Below are 16,369 nucleotides of genomic sequence, written 5' to 3' on the forward strand. Positions count from 1 at the left end.
AAGTGCTCGATAACCATCCAGAGGCTGAACCCGGAGGCCCGCATGACGAAAATCCACGCCGTCGTTCTCGCTACGCTGTTCATGTCCTGCGCGACATCTTCGGTTCCTGCGCAGACGCGCGGGCAGCCGGAGATCAGGCCGTTCGGCTTCGACATCGCGGGGATGGACCGCACGGTGGCGCCGGGAACGGACTTCTATCGCTATGCCAATGGCGCATGGGCGCGCGCCACACCCATTCCCGCGGACAAATCCAACTACGGAATGTTCACGCGCCTCGACGACCTCAATCGCGAGCGCGTCAAGGGCATCCTCGACGCAGCGCGGAAAGATCCGCACAGCAAGGCCGGCGCTGCCTACGCCGCCTTCCTCGACGAGGCGGCCCTCGACACCAAGGGCCTGGCGCCTGCCCGTGCCTGGCTGGATCGCATCGACGCCATCGCCACGCGTGAAGACTACGCGCGCCTGGCCGCACAAGCCGCGCGTGAAGGTATCGCCATACCATTCGAGGTCGTCGTCACCCAGGATGACCGTGATCCGGATGCATACGTGCTGAAACTCGGCCAGGCGGGACTGGGCTTGCCCGACCGGGACTACTACCTGCGGCCGGATGCGGCGATGGCCCAGGCACGTGTCGCCTATCGCGACCATGTCGCACGTCTGCTGGTCCTTTCAGGCGTTGCCGCGCAGGACGCTTCGCGCCGCGCCGGCGCCCTGCTGCGCATGGAAGCCGATATCGCGAAAGTCAGTTGGAACCGGGTGGACAGTCGTGACGCCGGCAAGACGTACAACCGCCGCACACGCGCACAGCTTGCATCCCTCGCGACGGGCTTCGACATGAATGCCTTTCTCGACGGGATCGGCACCAAGGCGAACGAACTGGTCGTCGTCCAGCCCAACGCTGTCGCCGGCATCGCGGGCGTGGTCGGTGCCACGCCCTTGCCCGTGTTGAGGGATGCGCTGCGCGTCGCAGTGCTGGATGCCTACGGCGATGTCTTGCCACGCGCCTTCGCGGAAGAGCGATTCGCGTTTCACGATCGCCTCCTGAGCGGTGCCGAGCAGCCGGAACCGCGCTGGAAACGCGCCGTGGCCTTCACCGTCGATGCCGTCCCCGACGAGGTCGGCAGGGCATACGTGGCACGCTATTTCCCCGCGGGCCACAAGGCGGCCGCCGAAGCACTGGTTCGCAACCTGCTCGCCGCCATGGACCGGCGCATCCAGGCGCTCGACTGGATGACGCCACAAACCAAGGCCCGCGCACGCGCCAAGCTCGCGGCATTCCACCCCAAGGTCGGCTATCCCGACCGATGGCGCGACTACACCGGCCTGGAGATACGCGCCGACGATGCCTTCGGCGATCAGCTCCGGGCACGTACCTTCGCGTTCGACCGCGAGATGAACAAGCTCGGCCACCCCTTCGACCGCGACGAGTGGCGCGTCACGCCCATGACGGTCGATGCCTTCGCCAACTTCTCCGCCGTCGAGATCGTCATCCCCGCGGCGATCCTGCAACCGCCGTTCTTCGATCCCGATGCCGATCCCGCCATCAACTACGGAGGAATCGGCGCATCCATCGCGCATGAAATCACCCATCAGTTCGACGACCAGGGTTCGAAGTACGACGAACACGGCCGCCTGGCGACCTGGTGGACGCCATCGGACCTGACGGGGTTCGAAACACGAACCAAGGCCCTCGCGCGCCAGTACGACGCGTACAGGCCGCTGCCGGACCTGAACGTCAATGGCGCCCTGACACTAGGCGAAAACATCGCCGATCTCGGTGGGCTGGTCATCGCCTATGACGCCTGGCGGCTCTCGTTGCAGGGGAAACCCGCGCCCACCCTCGAAGGCTTCAGCGGCGACCAGCGTTTCTTCCTCGGCTGGGCGCAGATATGGCGCCTGAACTACCGCGACGCCGATTTGCGCAAGCGGCTGTTGACCAATCCGCATGCGCCGGCGGCGCAACGCGTGTGGACATCGCGCAATATCGACGCCTGGTACAAGGCGTTCGATGTGAAGCCGGGTCAGGCTTTGTATCTTCCGCCAGTGCAGCGGGTCAGGATATGGTGACGTTTCCCAGGAAGATGACACGATGATGCGCAAGCCACGCCTGACCATAAAACGCGTCTACGAAACACCTGCAGACGACATCTGGTCCAAGGACATCGCCCCGAGCGCGGACCTGAGGAAGTGGTTCGATCACAAGCCGGCCTCAAGGACCTGTCGTAGCGGAAAGCGGATCTACACGCTTGCGAGAAACGTCGCCGACGGCACGAAGAACAGCGTGCCCGTCACCGCCTTGCTCACATCCAGGATGCGGTCGTGGTTACCGGGCGGATTGCCGATGAACATGTTGACCAGCATCCGTTCGATGCGGGCGGGCGAACGTGCGTAGCCGATGAAATAGGTGCCGAACTCCCCCTTCCCCACTTCGCCGAACGGCATGTTGTCGCGCACGATCTGCAGCTGCTCGCCGTTTTCCTCGATATTCGTCAGCACGTTGTGCGCGTAGGACGGCTTGTCGGCCTCCCTCAGCTCGACATCGGAGAGCTTGCGGCGGCCGATGATCTTCTCCTGTTGCTCCACCGGAATCGCATTCCATGCCTTCAGGTCGTGCAGGTATTTCTGCACGATGACATAGCTTCCGCCGGTGAATGCCGGATCTTCCTCGCCGATCATGGTCGCGGTGGCCGCATCGGGGCCCACGGGATTCTCCGTGCCGTCGACGAAGCCAAGCAGGTCGCGCTCATCGAAGTACTTGAAGCCGTGCACCTCGTCCACCGTGGTCACATAGGAACCGATCCTCGACATCACCTCGCTGGCCAACTCGAAGCAGAGATCCATATGCGTCGCCCGGATATGGAACAGCAGGTCGCCAGGTGTCGACGGTGCGTGGTGTACGCCCTGGAGCTCCCGGAACGGGTGCAACGACGCGGGGCGCGGCGTGCCGAACAGGCGGTCCCACGCCGCCGAGCCGAAACCCATGACGCAGGAAAGACGGCGATCGGGATGGCGAAAACCAATCCCGCGCAGCAGGGAGGCCATATCGCCGCAGAGTTCGCGAACGGCCTCGTCGCCGCGCGGATCGGGGCCCAGCGTCACGACCAGGAAGATCGCGGCATGGGTGAGCTTCGCGGCGACGGGCTGGGAAACGACGGTATCAGTCACCTATATTCCTCAAGGTAGCCATTCTCCCATCCAGGACTCGAACCGTCCGATCTTGTCGTCGTCCCACGGTTCACCTCCTGGCGGCATGCGTGGCGTCTCGGTACCCTTCAAACGAGCGAGGACATGGCGCGCATTCGCGTGATCCGGATACGCGGCATCGCCCGTCGGGTCGGCCATGTAATCGAATTCGCGCAGCATGACGCCCATGCCTCCCATGCACCGGGTATCGCCATCGGTAAAAAGTGGTGCGATGTCTTTGGCGAACGACTCGTTCATCGGTCTCTCCCGGTTGCTTGTTCATGGCCCCAGGATGCTAGGTCGTTAACGAAAGACACGGTATATGCGCCAGCGTACACATGGCGTTGCCCGGGGCGCAACAGTCGGGAGTCAATTCGCCAATTTCTCGGTAAGCTTCCATGTTCCACGAGCAGGTGACCGACATGACCGAACCCCTTCCCGCCCTCGCTCCGCCGGAGACACCGGAACGCGTACTGCGCTTCTGGCGCGACGCCGGCTACGGCCGGTGGTTCACCAACGATGCCGTCTTCGACCGCATCTTCCGCGATCATTTTCTGGCGGCGCACATGGCGGCGGCACGGCGTGAACTCGACGCCTGGCTCGACAGCGCCGATGGATGCCTCGCCCTGTTGATCCTGCTCGACCAGTTTCCACGCAATGCCTTTCGCGGTTGCGCGCACATGTATGCCACCGATCCGCTCGCGCGATTCGTGGCGCGGCACATGCTACAGCGTGGATTCGACAGCGCCATCGACGCGGACCTGCGCGCCTTCTGCTACCTGCCCTTCGAACATTCCGAGGACGCGGCCGACCAGCGGCTGTCCCTGCAGTTGTTCGGCGCGCTGGGTGGCACCTACGTACCGTATGCGCAGCTCCATCACGACATCATCGAACGCTTCGGCCGCTTCCCGCACCGCAATCACGAGTTGGGACGGGAGACGACAGCGGAGGAACAGGCATACCTCGACGGTGGCGGATTCGCCGGCTGACGCGCCTATCCTTCCCCGGAGGATTTCCTGAAGACCATCTGTCCGAACGAGATGGCGGTTACCGACCCGTTCGCCGTGCGAAAGTCGAGGAAGTCGCCCGAGTTGGGCGCGAACTCCACGCGGACCCGATCCGGTGCTTCACCGCCGGTGGCGACGGCCTGCACGTTGCCCCAGCGGATCACCATGCCCCGGCCTTCGTCCAGGTGAACGGTCATATCCCCGAGCAGCTCGTTCGAATAGGTCCCTGCATACTCCGTACGCGGACGGGACAGCGCCCAGGCACGCGCCTGGATCGTCTCTCGCTGCCGAGCCGCCGTGAGGGATACCTTCGCCGCCTTCGTCCGCAACGTATCGAACCGCCGCGACACGGTCGACACGACATCCGGCTCGCCTAGCAGGCTGCCGTAGACATAGTCGGCGATGAGGCTGGCCAACTGCGCGCCAAGGACATCCTCATTGTTGAGCACGACCAGGGCGATGCCTTCGTCCGGCATGAAGGACAGATGCGCATGGAATCCCGCGAATCCACCGAAATGGTGCAGCATCGTCCTTCCCTTGTACTCGCCGGTGTACCAGCCCCAGGCGTAGCCCGTGCGCGAGAAATCCATGTACTTCGCCGTCAACGCGACCTGTGTTTCATGCGAGCGGCGAATCACCTTCCGTAGTATTGCCTGCCGCCGCCCCGACGCGAGTTCCGCGATCAGGAACTTCGCGAGGTCCGGCGCGGTGGACACCAGGCCACCCGCCGCGTGCATGGTCGCGTCCGACTTGGCTATATACAAGGGTTGGCGCGGCTGGGCACTGGCGAACGAATAGGGCTTGGCCAACGTCCAGCCCGCAGCCTCGGCCTTGCCGATGGAGGCCGAGGTCCGCCGCATGCCCAGTGGACGCAGGACACTCCGTTCCAGTTGCTCCTGCCAAGGCACCGGCCCGTGGCGGTCGAGCCAGACACTCAGGATGTTGTATCCGACGTTGGTGTACTTGAAGGTTCCGCGTTCCGCCTTCTCATCGGGATAAGACGCGGACACCAGCCCCAGAAGCGAACGCTCGTCATGGATACCGCTGTATGCCGTCGCCCAGACCAGGGGCTGGTTGTCCACCCCCGAGGTATGCACCAGGAGATCCTTCACGGTCACCGCGTGGGCGTCGATGCCCGTGAAGCGTCCTTCGGGAAACATGTCGTGCAGCGACATGCGCATGTCCAGCTGGCCGGCATCTTCCTGGAGCAGTGCGTTCAAGGCGAAGAACGGCTTGGTCGCCGAGGCGATATAGAACACCGTATCACGGGTGACCGGCGTCCCCGCCTGGATGTCCGAGTATCCGAAATAGCCTTCGTAGACGACCTCGCCGTTCTTGATGACGGCGATGGCCGTTCCCGAGGGCAACGCGGTCGCGTCTTTCGTCTGTTGGATGAAAGCCGCCAACGGGGCGAAATCGGACGGCGGTCCGGCACGCGACGCCAGTGGCACCACGGCCAGCAACAGGGAACCGAGGGCCAGGAGGCGGTTCATGCGCTTGCCTTGGCCCCGCGGCGCTCGAAAACGTAATAGGCGAGGTTGCCCAGGCCCGTGGCACCGAGAAGCAAGCCGATGACGCCGGGCGTCGCATGATCCACGCCGGTCGCCTCGACGAGGCCGAAGCCGAGCGCCAGGGCGACTAGGACGCAGCCCCAATGCAACGATGCGTGGCGCCGCCGTGCGGCCTCGCCTTCGAGGAGCGAACGGACCATGTCTTCGGATCCTCGCGACTCGACGATCCGGCGGCGGGTATAGGCGTCGACGACGACCTTCACCGAATAGGCGATGCAGACGAACATGGTGATGGGGATGAGGAGCGCGAAGTCCATGGTTCGGATGTCCTGTGGGATGGATACAGCCAAGGAGATACGGCCGGGAAGCCGCCGGTTGCAGCAAATCGATTGCAACCGATGGCCCGGCCGACGTATCCCTATAGGGGAATGTCCATCCCGCCCCCAACTCTCGCCGATGCGATCGCCACCGATCTTGCCCTGGCCGGCGACGTCCTGACCGGCAAGCCCGGAGCGTTCGAACGCCTGGTGCGCGAGTACCAGAACCTGTGCTGGCACGTGGTGGACCGCATGGTCAGGCACCCGGACGACACCCGGGAGCTCTGCCAGGAAGTCTTCCTCCGCATACACCAGTCGCTCCACCAGTACCGTGGCGAGAGCGCCTTGAAGTCCTGGATCGCGCAGGTGGCGTACTCGGTGGCCAAGCGGCATCTCGAGCGCAAGCGCATTCCCCTGGTCGAGTCATCGGGCGACGACGAAGGCAACACCCTGGCGGAACGGGTCGGCGACGGGTTCGACCTGGAGGCTGCCGTGGCCGACGAGGAGATGAGCGCGCGATTGCATGCAGCCATCGACTCCCTGCCACCGGTGCAGCGGACGCTGCTGACGCTTTACCATCTGGAAGAAATGCCGATCGGCGAGATCGCCCGGGTGACCGGCATGGCCGAGGGCACCATCAAGAGCCATCTTTTCCGCAGCCGCCGGATGCTGCGGGAGATACTGGAATCGTGCGTGGGAGTACGAGCATGAATGACGAACGAGAGTGGGAAGCCCAGGAGCGCGGCATGCGCGCGGCGCTCGGACAGACCCCGTCCGACCTCGATCCGCTCGCGCTTGAGTACCGCAAGGTGGCCCGCGCCGTGATATCCCAGCCCGTCGGCGCCCCGCCAGGCGATTTCGTCGCCCGGGCAGCGGCTCACGTCGCCCGCCATGAAGGCGGCATCGAGCGGCCGCTCTCACGCGTGCTACTGGCCGTGTTCGCCGTCGCGCTGGTCGGCGCGGCCGTGATTTACGGGGCGCGTTACTGGCAGGCATTCCAGCAACCCGGTGAGCCTGCGTCGGGCTGGGTGCTGGCGGGACTCGCCTGCGTGGTGTTGTCCTGGGTGTCCCGCCAGCTGGCCGTTATCGCGCGCCGTCCTGACGGACGGACTTGAACGACGTCCTCAGCTCCTGGACGAACATCGTGGGTTGTTCCCAGGCCGCGAAGTGCCCGCCCTTGGGCAGCCGGTTGTAGTGAATGAGCTTCGGAAACGCCTTCTCTGCCCAGCTCTTCGGCGCCGCGTAGATCTCGTCGGGGAAGACGCTCACCGCCACGGGGATGGTCAGGTGCTTCGGTTCGAAGAAGGCGAGCTTGTTTTCCCAGTACAGCCGCGCCGACGAAACGGCCGTGTTCGTGACCCAGTAGAGCGTCACGTTGTCGAGGATGTCGTCACGCGACAGACCTTCGGTCTGCCCGTCGAACACGCGGGTGATCAACTCGTAGCTTCGCGCGTCGTGGTCGAGCATCCAGGCGGCGAGCCCCACGGGCGAATCCTCGATGGCGTACAGGGTCTGCGGTCGGTTCGTCATCTCCTGGGCGTAGCCGAGGCCATGCTTGTAGAAGAAATCGAGTTGCTCGTACGCGTTCTTTTCATCGGCGGACAGACCTGCCGGTGGCGGTCCTCCCGCCGAAAGCGCCTTGGCGATGTCGTCCGGCACGGTAGCCGGCATGTTGGTGTGGATGGCCAGCAGTTCCGGTGGCACCTGCGCCGCCATCTGCTCGGATACCGCATCGCCCCAGTCACCGCCCTGGGCGACGAAGTGCTTATAGCCGAGTCGTTTCATCAGCACGGTCCACGCCCGCGCGATGTGCTGAGGGTCCCAGCCGGTGGTCGCCGGCTGTCCGGAGAAGCCATAGCCCGGCAATGAAGGAATCACCACGTCGAACGCATCCGACGCATTGCCGCCATGTGCGGTGGGATTGGTCAGCGGGTCGATGATCTTCAGTTGCTCGATGATCGAGCCCGGCCAACCGTGGGTGATGATGACTGGCAACGCGTTCTTGTTCTTCGAACGGACATGGATGAAATGGATGTCCACGCCGTCGATGGTGGTGACGAATTGCGGCAAGGCATTCAATCTCGCCTCCACCTTGCGCCAGTCGTAATCGGACTGCCAGTAGGCGGCCAGCTTCTGCATGGTGGCCAGTTGCACGCCTTGGGTCGCGTCGGTCACCGTCTCCTTCTTGGGCCACTTGGTCGCGGCGATTCGCCGGCGCAAGTCCGCGAGGGTTTCGTCGGGGATGTGCACTTTCGGGAAAGGCCGGATCGACGCGCTTTCCGCGGGCGGTGCGGTCCCGGCATGAGCCACGGAAGGCAGGAAGATGCTTGTCGCACCGAAAATGGCGGATGCGGTGAGGAAATGCCAACGACCGAATGAAGCGAACTCTGAAGACATGACGACACTCCTCCGATGGTTCTTCGCGATGGCGAGAACGCAATGGGAATGGACAGGTTCCGTGGTTCGAGATCCGCTGGGTCCGTGAGCGGTGGCCGGCGCTCGCGAGCTTAGCAAGCGCCTCTTGATGAAGCACTACACCATAGGTATTAGCGGGGTATACCGGGTTCGTCAGGCAAGCGTGGTCAGCTCCACCGGAACCACCGCATCGCCGCCGATGACCTGGGCCTGGCCATCCTGCACCATGAACTGGATCTGCATCGAGCGTTGCGTCAACGCCGCGAGCGCTTCCACGGTGGACGGCGCGACATCGATCACCGAGACGTTCTTCGTGCGCGCGACGGCGGCGGATGTCTTCTTCCACCACACCTCGGCACTGCGCCCGCTATAGGTATAGACGATCACGCGCTTCGAGCGGCCAGCGGCGCGGCGGATGCGTTGTTCGTCCGGCTGGCCGATCTCGATCCACAAGTCGACCTCGCCGGTCAGCTCCTTGCGCCAGAGGTCCGGCTCGTCGTCCGAGCTGAGCCCCTTGCCGAAGACCAGGGCGTCATCCGCGTTCAACGCGAACGCGAGTACCCGGACCATCATCCGCTCGTCGGTCTCGGACGGATGCTGGGCGATGGTCAGCGCATGTGCCTGGTAGTAATGCCGGTCCATGTCGCTGACCTGCAGATCGGCCTTGAAGACCGTGGATTTAAGTGCCATGGGTTGAAGCGTACACGAATTATGTAGAATACGGCCGCGATACGACCAGCCAGCCCCTAGCAAGCCAGTCGCGTGTACCACGCGGGCCCCATCGGTGCCCTTCGTCCAATGCCTAGGGGCTACCCACATGTTCCCGACCCACTCCCATCGGCCGCGGCCGACCTTGCTCGCCGTTTGCCTGTCCGCGGCGCTGCCTCTCGGCGCATTCGCACAGTCGACCACCACCATCCCGGATGCCGCCACCACGCTCGACGCCGTCGCCGTCAAGGGCCAGCGCGCACCCACCTATGCCGCCGAACAGAGTTCCGCCGCCACCCGCCTGTCGTTGACGCCGCAGGACACGCCACAATCGATCAGCGTCGTCACCGAACAACGCATCGAGGACCAGAACCTGACCAACGTGCGCGAGGTGCTGGACAACACCACGGGTGTTTCATCGAGTGCCTACGACACCGAGCGAGTGGTGTTCTATGCGCGCGGCTTCCAGATCGAGAACATGGCCTATGACGGCGTGCCCATCGCCGCAGGCCTCAACTCCAGCTCCGCCGACGGCAGCCTGGATACCGCCATCTACGAACGCGTCGAAGTGGTGCGCGGCGCCACCGGCCTCATGAGCGGCGCGGGCAGTCCCTCGGCCATGATCAACTTCGTGCGCAAGCGCGCCGACAGCCGTACGCTTCAGGCAGACGCCTCCCTCAGCTATGGGTCGTGGGATACGCGCCGGGGCACGTTCGACATCTCCTCGCCACTGAATGCCTCCGGCAGCGTGCGTGGCCGCGTGGTGGCCGCCTACGAGGACGGCGATTCGTACCTCGATCGCTATAGCACCAAGAAGAGCGTGTTCTACGGCGTGGTCGACGCCGACCTGGGCACCGATACCGTGCTCAGCGTGGGCTTCGACTACCAGCGCACCACGCCCAAGGGTGTCACCTGGGGTTCGTATCCCGTCTTCGACGACACCGGCGGTTTCATCGAATGGCCACGCGGGTTCACCAGTGCGGCCGACTGGACCTACTGGGACAACACGACCCGGACCGCCTTCGCCGACCTCAAGCACAGCTTCGACAACGGCTGGCAATTACGGGTCATGGCGAGCCGCCGCGAAACCGATGGTGATGACGCGCTGTTCTACGTCTACGGGTTCCCCAACCGGGAGACCGGCGAGGGCATCACGCCTTACGCCTACCGGGGTACCGACGCCGGCCGGCAGAACCTGCTCGACGTCTACGCGTCCGGTCCTTTCCAGGCCTGGGGCCGTGAGCACGAACTGGTGGTCGGTGTCAGCGGGTCGCACTACACGCAGGATTCATGGGAACGCGAACATGGCGATCTCCCGGGCGTCGGCAATTTCCTGCAATGGAACGGCAGCTATCCCTATCCCGACTTCGCCGTGGACAAGACGCCGTACAGCGCCGCGCATACCGACCAGGGCGGCATCTACGCGGCAACGCGCCTGTCATTGGCCGATCCGTTGAAACTGATCCTGGGTGCCCGCTACAGCCGCTGGAAGAACGACACCAACGACAGCACCAGCGGCGTGTATCACCACGAACATGCGAAGACGGTGCCGTATGCCGGCCTGATCTACGATATCGACGGCACGTACTCGGCGTTCGCGAGCTACACGCAGATATTCGACCCGCAAAGCAACCGCCGCGCCGACGGCGGCTTCCTCGATCCCGTGCTCGGCAGCAGCCGCGAGGTCGGCATCAAGGGCCGTCATTTCGACGGCGCGTTGAACACCTCGCTGACCCTATTCGAGACCCGGCAGGACAACGTGGCGGAGGCGGCGGTGGGCGAGTACCTGCCCGATGGGCGGACACAGGCATACAACGCGGTGAACGGGACGACGTCGCGCGGCTATGAACTGGAAGTCTCGGGCGACATGTCGGAGTCCTGGAACGGCACCTTCGGCTGGTCGCACTTCAACGTGAAGGCGCCGCAGAACGGTGGCGCGCTGCGTACGGCCTTGCCGCGTACCTTGATCCGCCTGTTCACCACGTATCGCCTGCCCGGCGCATGGAGCCGTCTGACGATCGGCGGCGGCGCCAACTGGCAATCGGCCAGCCATGCCCAGGTCGATGGTCCGAGCGGCCCGCAGCGGCTCGACCAGTCCTCGGTGATGCTGCTCAGCGCGATGGCCCGCTACGCCATCGGAAAGCAGGCGTCGTTGCAGGTGAACGCGGACAACCTGTTGAACCGGAAATACTTCGTGCTCGACGAGTTCAGCAATCTTTACTACGCCCCGCCGAGCAGTTTCACGGTGAGCTTCAACTACAGGTTCTTCTGAAGTTGCGTCATCATCGATGGCTGGCTCCCTACTTGCCTGGAGAACCCCCCGTGAAACGGCAAAGCGCGACTGTCCCGCTTCTCTTTGTGCTGGCAGCGGCCCTGCCCTCGTCCACGCCGGCACAGGCCGATCCCAAGGCGACCGAGCAGTGGGAGCCCGTACCCGAGGTGGTGACGCCCGGACGTGTCGACGGCGCACCACCGTCCGATGCCATCGTGCTGTTCGACGGCCGGGACCTCAGCCAATGGGAGTCGTCGAGGGATCATTCGGTCGCGCGTTGGAAGGTGCACGATGGCGTGGTGACGGTCGACAAGGCGTCCGGCAACATCCAGACCAGGCGGCGATTCAAGGACTACCAGCTTCACCTGGAATGGCAGGTGCCCAAGGACATCTCCGGCGATGGCCAGGAGCGCGGCAACAGCGGTCTGTTCCTCGCCTCCACAGGGCCTGGCGACGAGGGCTACGAAATCCAGATCATGGATTCATGGAAGAACGCGACCTACGTCAACGGACAGGCGGCCAGCATCTATAAGCAGGCGGCGCCCATGGTCAATGCGATGCGGCCGCCGGGCGAGTGGCAGACCTATGACGTGATCTGGACGGCGCCCGTCTTCAGTGCCGACGGCGTGCTGACATCGCCAGCCTATGTGACGCTTTTCCATAACGGCGTGCTGGTGCAGAACCACACGCGGCTCTCCGGCGAGACCGTCCACGTCGGCAAGCCCAAGTACACCGCGCACGCCGAGACGGCGATCAAGCTGCAGGCACATGGCGACCGCTCGCCACCCCTGAGCTTTCGCAACATCTGGGTGCGGGCGCTGGACTGAATAAATCCCGGGGCGTTGCGCCCCATGGGCTCAGGGGCAGCTCCCCGCGACATCGCGTTGCTTTGCAGCACGTGAAGAATGCGTCATACTTGAGATCAATTCTCATTTACATTCGCATTCACATATTCGATGTCCGCTGGGGGTTCCATGTCCACCGTCCCGTTCCGCCGCCACGTCCTCACCCTCTCCGTCACGGCCGCCCTCGCCGGCCTCCTGCTGCTCGTGCCGTCGGCCCATGCCGCCGACGGCACCGATGCGCAGCAGAAGGCGCGCGACAACAGCACCACCCTGTCCGGTGTGCAGGTGGAAGCCAACGTCGCCGCACCCACCGCCGCATACGCCGGTGGGCAGGTCGCCCGCGGTGGACGTTTCGGCGTGCTGGGCAACCAGGACTCGATGAATGTCCCCTTCGCGATCACCAGTTACACCGACACGCTGATCCGCAACCAGCAAGCGCGCACCCTCGGCGACGTGGTCTCCAACGATCCCGCCGTACGTACCGGCTTCGGCTACGGCAATTTCTCGCAGACCTTCACCATCCGTGGTTTCCAGGTCTATAGCGACGACATCGCGTTCGACGGTCTCTATGGCCTGCTGCCCCGCCAACTGCTCGCGCCGGAACTGGTCAGCCGCGTCGAAGTGTTCAAGGGGGCCAGCGCCTTCCTCAACGGCATCAGCCCGTCCGGCTCCGGCGTCGGTGGCAATATCAACATCGCACCCAAGCGCGCGGAAGCGCAGCCGATCACCCGCGTCGGCCTGGATTGGGGCAGCGACAGCCAGGTGGGCGGCAGCGTGGATATCGGCCGCCGCTTCGGCGCCGGCGATGCCTTCGGCGTGCGCGTCAATGCCGTCCATCGTGACGGCAACACCGCCATCGACGGCGAGCAGCGCCGCGTCACGGCCGCTTCGGTCGCCTTCGACTACCAGGGCGAGAAGCTGCGTATCACCACCGACATCGGCTACCAGAAACAGGTCATCACCGGTGGCCGCTCGGTGGTCTATGCCAGTGGCCTCGATCGCGTGCCGCGCGCGCCGTCAGCTAAGACCAACTATGCCCAGCCCTGGTCCAACTCCTCGCTGGAAGATACCTTCGGCGTGGTCCGCGCCGAATACGATTTCGCCCCGTGGCTCACCGGTTACGTGGCGGCGGGCGCGCACCACGGCAACGAGTTCGGCGACTACGTCAGCCCGACGCTCGTGGATACCGCCGGCAACGCGACCGAATCGCGCTTCACCGTGCCCTACATCGCGGACACCGCCACCGGCGAAGCCGGCTTCAACGCGCACTTCGACACCGGCGAGGTCACCCACCGGGTGAACGTCGGCTTCTCGGCCCTGAGCTTCCGCAAGAAAGCCGCCTATGCCGGATCGCTCGACCCGATCCATACCAACATCTACTCGCCCACTTATGCGCCGGTGCCCGATTTCGCCTACGACGTCGGCCCGATCAGCGATCCCGGCATCACCGGCCGCACGCAGCTGCGCAGCCTCGCCGTATCCGACACGCTCGGTTTCATGGACGACCGCCTGCAGGTGACGCTCGGCGCCCGCCGCCAGAAACTGCATACCATCGGCTATGCCTATGCGGTCGACGGCGTGGATGGCGCGAAGAACTCCGAATACGAGCAGTACACGACCACGCCCATCGCCGGCGTGAACTTCCGCCTTGCCGACCAGTGGTCGATCTACGCCAACCATATCGAGGCGCTGACCCAGGGCGACCAGGCACCGGAAACCTTCAACAACCGGCCGGTCACCAATGCAGGCCAGGTCTTCGCCCCATACAAGTCCAAGCAGAACGAGATCGGCGTGAAGTGGGACGCGGGCACGATCGGCAGCAGCCTCGGCCTGTTTCAGATCAAGCAGCCCAGCGCCTATGTCGATGGCGCCAACACCTTCGTGGTGGATGGCGAGCAGCGTAACCGTGGCATCGAGTGGAGCTTCTTCGGCCAGCCGGTCGATGGCGTGCGCGTGCTGGGAGGCGCCAACTACATCAAGCCCGAACTGGTGAAGACCCAGGGCGGCCTGAACGATGGCAACGACGGCATCGGCGTGCCGCGCTTCCAGGCCAATGCGGGCGTGGAGTGGGATATTCCGAACACGCCGGATGTCACCCTCAGCGCCCGCGCCGTGCGCACGGGCAAGCAATACCTGGACACCGCCAACACGCTGGACATACCGGCGTGGACGACCTACGACCTCGGTGCCCGCACCACGACGCACATCGAGGGCGTGCCGGTGACCTTCCGCCTCACGGTGCAGAACGTGACCAACAAGGGCTACTGGGCCTCCGCCAACGGCGGCTACCTGACCCAGGGCGCGCCTCGCACGTTCTACGTCTCGGCCTCGTTCGACCTCTGATCGCCTAGGATTCGGCAAGGCTGCCGGGCGTATCCGCCATCACGCGGTTGCGTCCGGCACGCTTTGCTTCGTAAAGGGCCATGTCCGCTTCCCGGCACAGCCGTTGCAAGTCGTAGCCGCACGTCGCCGTGGCGGCAAGGCCGGCGCTCGTGGAGAACGACACGACACAGCCTTCCTCGGTGACCGGCGATGCTTCGATCGCCATGCGGATACGATCGGCGATGAGCATGCCCCGCTCCTTGGGGCACCCGACGAGCAACATGCCGAATTCCTCACCGCCCAGACGGCCGAACACATCGCCAGGACGCAATTGCTGGCCGCAGATGGCCACCGCATGTTTGAGCACGAGATCGCCCATGGCATGGCCATGGGTGTCGTTGATCTGCTTGAAATGGTCGAGGTCGATGAAGACCAGGCAAGCGTGGCCCGCGCGCTTCTCCAGCAAACGCAGGATGCGCGCAGCCTCGTTCATGAAATGCTGGCGGTTGAAGATGCCGGTCAGGCCATCGTGCCACGACAGCTTCTTGAAGCGGAGCTGCGAACGCTTGGTCCGCAACAGCCAGAACACCACGGACGCGAGGAACAGGAGTAGCAGGACGATGTACAGCCGGCTGGTCTCGACCGCCTGGGTCTCCAGGGCCTTCTGCAGGCGAAGGATGCTGTTCTGCCGGGCGAGCCGCTCCGTCTCGAGCTTTTGCGTGAGCAGATGTTGCTTGCTCAGTTCGAACGCGAGGTCCCTCGCCGTGATGTCGTCCAGGTAACCCTTGTCCTGGGCGACATAGCGTTCGTAATACGATAGCGCCGCCGCGGCGTGGCCTTGCCTTTTCTCGATCCGGTAAAGCACGCCATAGGCGTCACGCATCCACTCGCTCATCTCGGCGTCGTCACTCATCGCCAGGGCGCCGAGTGCCGCCTTCCTGGCATCGTCCACGTTGCCGAGTTTCTCGTTCGCCCTGGCCCGCTGCACCTGCGAGGAAAGCAGGTGCGCGTAATATTCACTGGTGCGGATGCCCGGTCCGATCCGGTCCAGGAGGGCCAGCGTCTTGCGCGGCTGCCCTTCCTCGATGAAGCGATCGCCGAGGACGAGCCACATGGTATTGGCCAGGATCGGTTGCCCGGCAGCGACGCAGGCATCGATGGCCCTCGACAGCTCAGGACTGGACGAGGTCAGCCGTCCGGTATTGTTGAGCGCCGCGGCCCGCATGGAGAAGGGATAACACTGGGTTTCACCGGGAGGGACGGTGCTTTCCATCATGCCGGCATACTGGATGGCCAGGTCGGTCTGGCCAGCCAGGTTGAACATCTGCGACAGGTTCATCAGCAACATCGAGCGTGCCAGCGGATCGTCGATTCGTGGCAGGTCGTCCACCAGGCGATTGGCGAGCGCAAAAGCCTCGTCGTATCGTCGATTGGCGCCAAGATTGCTCAGCAGCAATGCCGATGCCTTGGCAGCGAGCGTGACGTCGCCGGAATGGTCGATGATGTCACGCAGCTGGGCCTCGGACCGCGTGTAATCGCCCTCGAACATGGTTTCCCATGCGTCCAGATAACGCAGATGCCATTGCTGCGGCTTGCTCAGCGAAGGACTTTCGCGGCGTATCTGTTGCAGTCTCTCGACGAATCGCGGATGGTCCTTCGTGCGCAGGGCCTCCGTCTGTTCGAGGAACGCCGACGGATCGGCCGCTAGGGACGCCGTGGCGGGGCACGGCGACACCAGCACACACCAGGCCAGAGCGACGCCTGTCGCGCGTGACCGGAAGCGGCTCAT

At 64.4% G+C, this 16,369-nt stretch carries 14 protein-coding genes; 7 read left to right on the plus strand and 7 right to left on the minus strand.

What is annotated here, in order from left to right; genetic code table 11:
- The first annotated feature begins 42 nt into the window (after positions 1 to 42).
- Complete coding sequence (locus ACN9M2_RS10080) at positions 43 to 2,067, plus strand: M13 family metallopeptidase (protein WP_426284604.1); 2,025 nt, start codon at positions 43 to 45, stop codon at positions 2,065 to 2,067.
- 171 nt (positions 2,068 to 2,238) lie between these two features.
- Here the strand turns inward: ACN9M2_RS10080 and ACN9M2_RS10085 are convergent, their stop codons facing one another.
- Positions 2,239 to 3,165, minus strand: coding sequence for a Dyp-type peroxidase (locus ACN9M2_RS10085; RefSeq protein WP_426284605.1), 927 nt, complete (start codon positions 3,163 to 3,165; stop codon positions 2,239 to 2,241).
- Positions 3,166 to 3,174: 9 nt separating this feature from the next.
- Positions 3,175 to 3,441, minus strand: coding sequence for a hypothetical protein (locus ACN9M2_RS10090; RefSeq protein WP_426284606.1), 267 nt, complete (start codon positions 3,439 to 3,441; stop codon positions 3,175 to 3,177).
- A 164-nt stretch (positions 3,442 to 3,605) separates the two neighbouring features.
- On the opposite strand from ACN9M2_RS10090, the gene ACN9M2_RS10095 reads away from it, so the two are divergent.
- On the plus strand, positions 3,606 to 4,172 hold the full coding sequence (locus ACN9M2_RS10095) for a DUF924 family protein (RefSeq protein WP_426284607.1): 567 nt from the start codon (positions 3,606 to 3,608) through the stop codon (positions 4,170 to 4,172).
- A gap of 5 nt (positions 4,173 to 4,177) precedes the next feature.
- Here the strand turns inward: ACN9M2_RS10095 and ACN9M2_RS10100 are convergent, their stop codons facing one another.
- Positions 4,178 to 5,683 (minus strand): serine hydrolase domain-containing protein, encoded by a 1,506-nt coding sequence (locus ACN9M2_RS10100; RefSeq protein ID WP_426284608.1) that lies wholly within the window; start codon positions 5,681 to 5,683, stop codon positions 4,178 to 4,180.
- A complete protein-coding gene (locus ACN9M2_RS10105; RefSeq protein WP_426284609.1) occupies positions 5,680 to 6,018 on the minus strand; it encodes a hypothetical protein in 339 nt (112 codons plus the stop codon). The genes ACN9M2_RS10100 and ACN9M2_RS10105 overlap by 4 nt, the downstream gene beginning before the upstream one ends.
- A 111-nt stretch (positions 6,019 to 6,129) precedes the next feature.
- On the opposite strand from ACN9M2_RS10105, the gene ACN9M2_RS10110 reads away from it, so the two are divergent.
- Both ACN9M2_RS10110 and ACN9M2_RS10115 read left to right on the plus strand, forming a co-directional pair.
- Positions 6,130 to 6,729: an RNA polymerase sigma factor gene (locus ACN9M2_RS10110; RefSeq protein ID WP_426284610.1), complete on the plus strand. Its 600-nt coding sequence runs from the start codon at positions 6,130 to 6,132 to the stop codon at positions 6,727 to 6,729.
- Positions 6,726 to 7,133 carry a hypothetical protein gene (locus ACN9M2_RS10115; RefSeq protein ID WP_426284611.1) on the plus strand — a complete coding sequence of 136 codons (408 nt, stop codon included), beginning with the start codon at positions 6,726 to 6,728 and terminating at the stop codon, positions 7,131 to 7,133. Before ACN9M2_RS10110 ends, ACN9M2_RS10115 begins: the two co-directional genes overlap by 4 nt.
- Here ACN9M2_RS10115 and ACN9M2_RS10120 read toward each other — a convergent pair.
- Entirely contained in the window at positions 7,102 to 8,415 is a 1,314-nt protein-coding gene (locus ACN9M2_RS10120; RefSeq protein ID WP_426284612.1) for an epoxide hydrolase family protein, read from the minus strand. The two genes, ACN9M2_RS10115 and ACN9M2_RS10120, sit on opposite strands and share 32 nt — an antisense overlap.
- Positions 8,416 to 8,586: 171 nt before the next feature.
- On the minus strand, positions 8,587 to 9,123 hold the full coding sequence (locus tag ACN9M2_RS10125) for a YaeQ family protein (RefSeq protein WP_426284614.1): 537 nt from the start codon (positions 9,121 to 9,123) through the stop codon (positions 8,587 to 8,589).
- A 127-nt stretch (positions 9,124 to 9,250) separates the two neighbouring features.
- Between ACN9M2_RS10125 and ACN9M2_RS10130 the strand changes: the two genes are divergently transcribed.
- From ACN9M2_RS10130 to ACN9M2_RS10140, 3 genes are all read left to right on the plus strand, one after another.
- Entirely contained in the window at positions 9,251 to 11,413 is a 2,163-nt protein-coding gene (locus tag ACN9M2_RS10130) for a TonB-dependent siderophore receptor (RefSeq protein WP_426284615.1), read from the plus strand.
- 50 nt (positions 11,414 to 11,463) lie between these two features.
- The gene (locus ACN9M2_RS10135) at positions 11,464 to 12,240 is read left to right on the plus strand and encodes a 3-keto-disaccharide hydrolase (protein ID WP_426284616.1); all 777 of its coding nucleotides are present in this window, start codon (positions 11,464 to 11,466) and stop codon (positions 12,238 to 12,240) included.
- Positions 12,241 to 12,387: 147 nt separating this feature from the next.
- The gene (locus tag ACN9M2_RS10140) at positions 12,388 to 14,601 is read left to right on the plus strand and encodes a TonB-dependent receptor (protein WP_426284617.1); all 2,214 of its coding nucleotides are present in this window, start codon (positions 12,388 to 12,390) and stop codon (positions 14,599 to 14,601) included.
- A 4-nt stretch (positions 14,602 to 14,605) separates the two neighbouring features.
- On the opposite strand, the gene ACN9M2_RS10145 is transcribed toward ACN9M2_RS10140, so the two are convergent.
- Positions 14,606 to 16,315, minus strand: coding sequence for a tetratricopeptide repeat-containing diguanylate cyclase (locus tag ACN9M2_RS10145; RefSeq protein WP_426284618.1), 1,710 nt, complete (start codon positions 16,313 to 16,315; stop codon positions 14,606 to 14,608).
- Positions 16,316 to 16,369: the final 54 nt, after the last annotated feature.

The organism is Luteibacter sp. E-22 (genome assembly GCF_049913125.1).
GTDB lineage: Bacteria > Pseudomonadota > Gammaproteobacteria > Xanthomonadales > Rhodanobacteraceae > Luteibacter.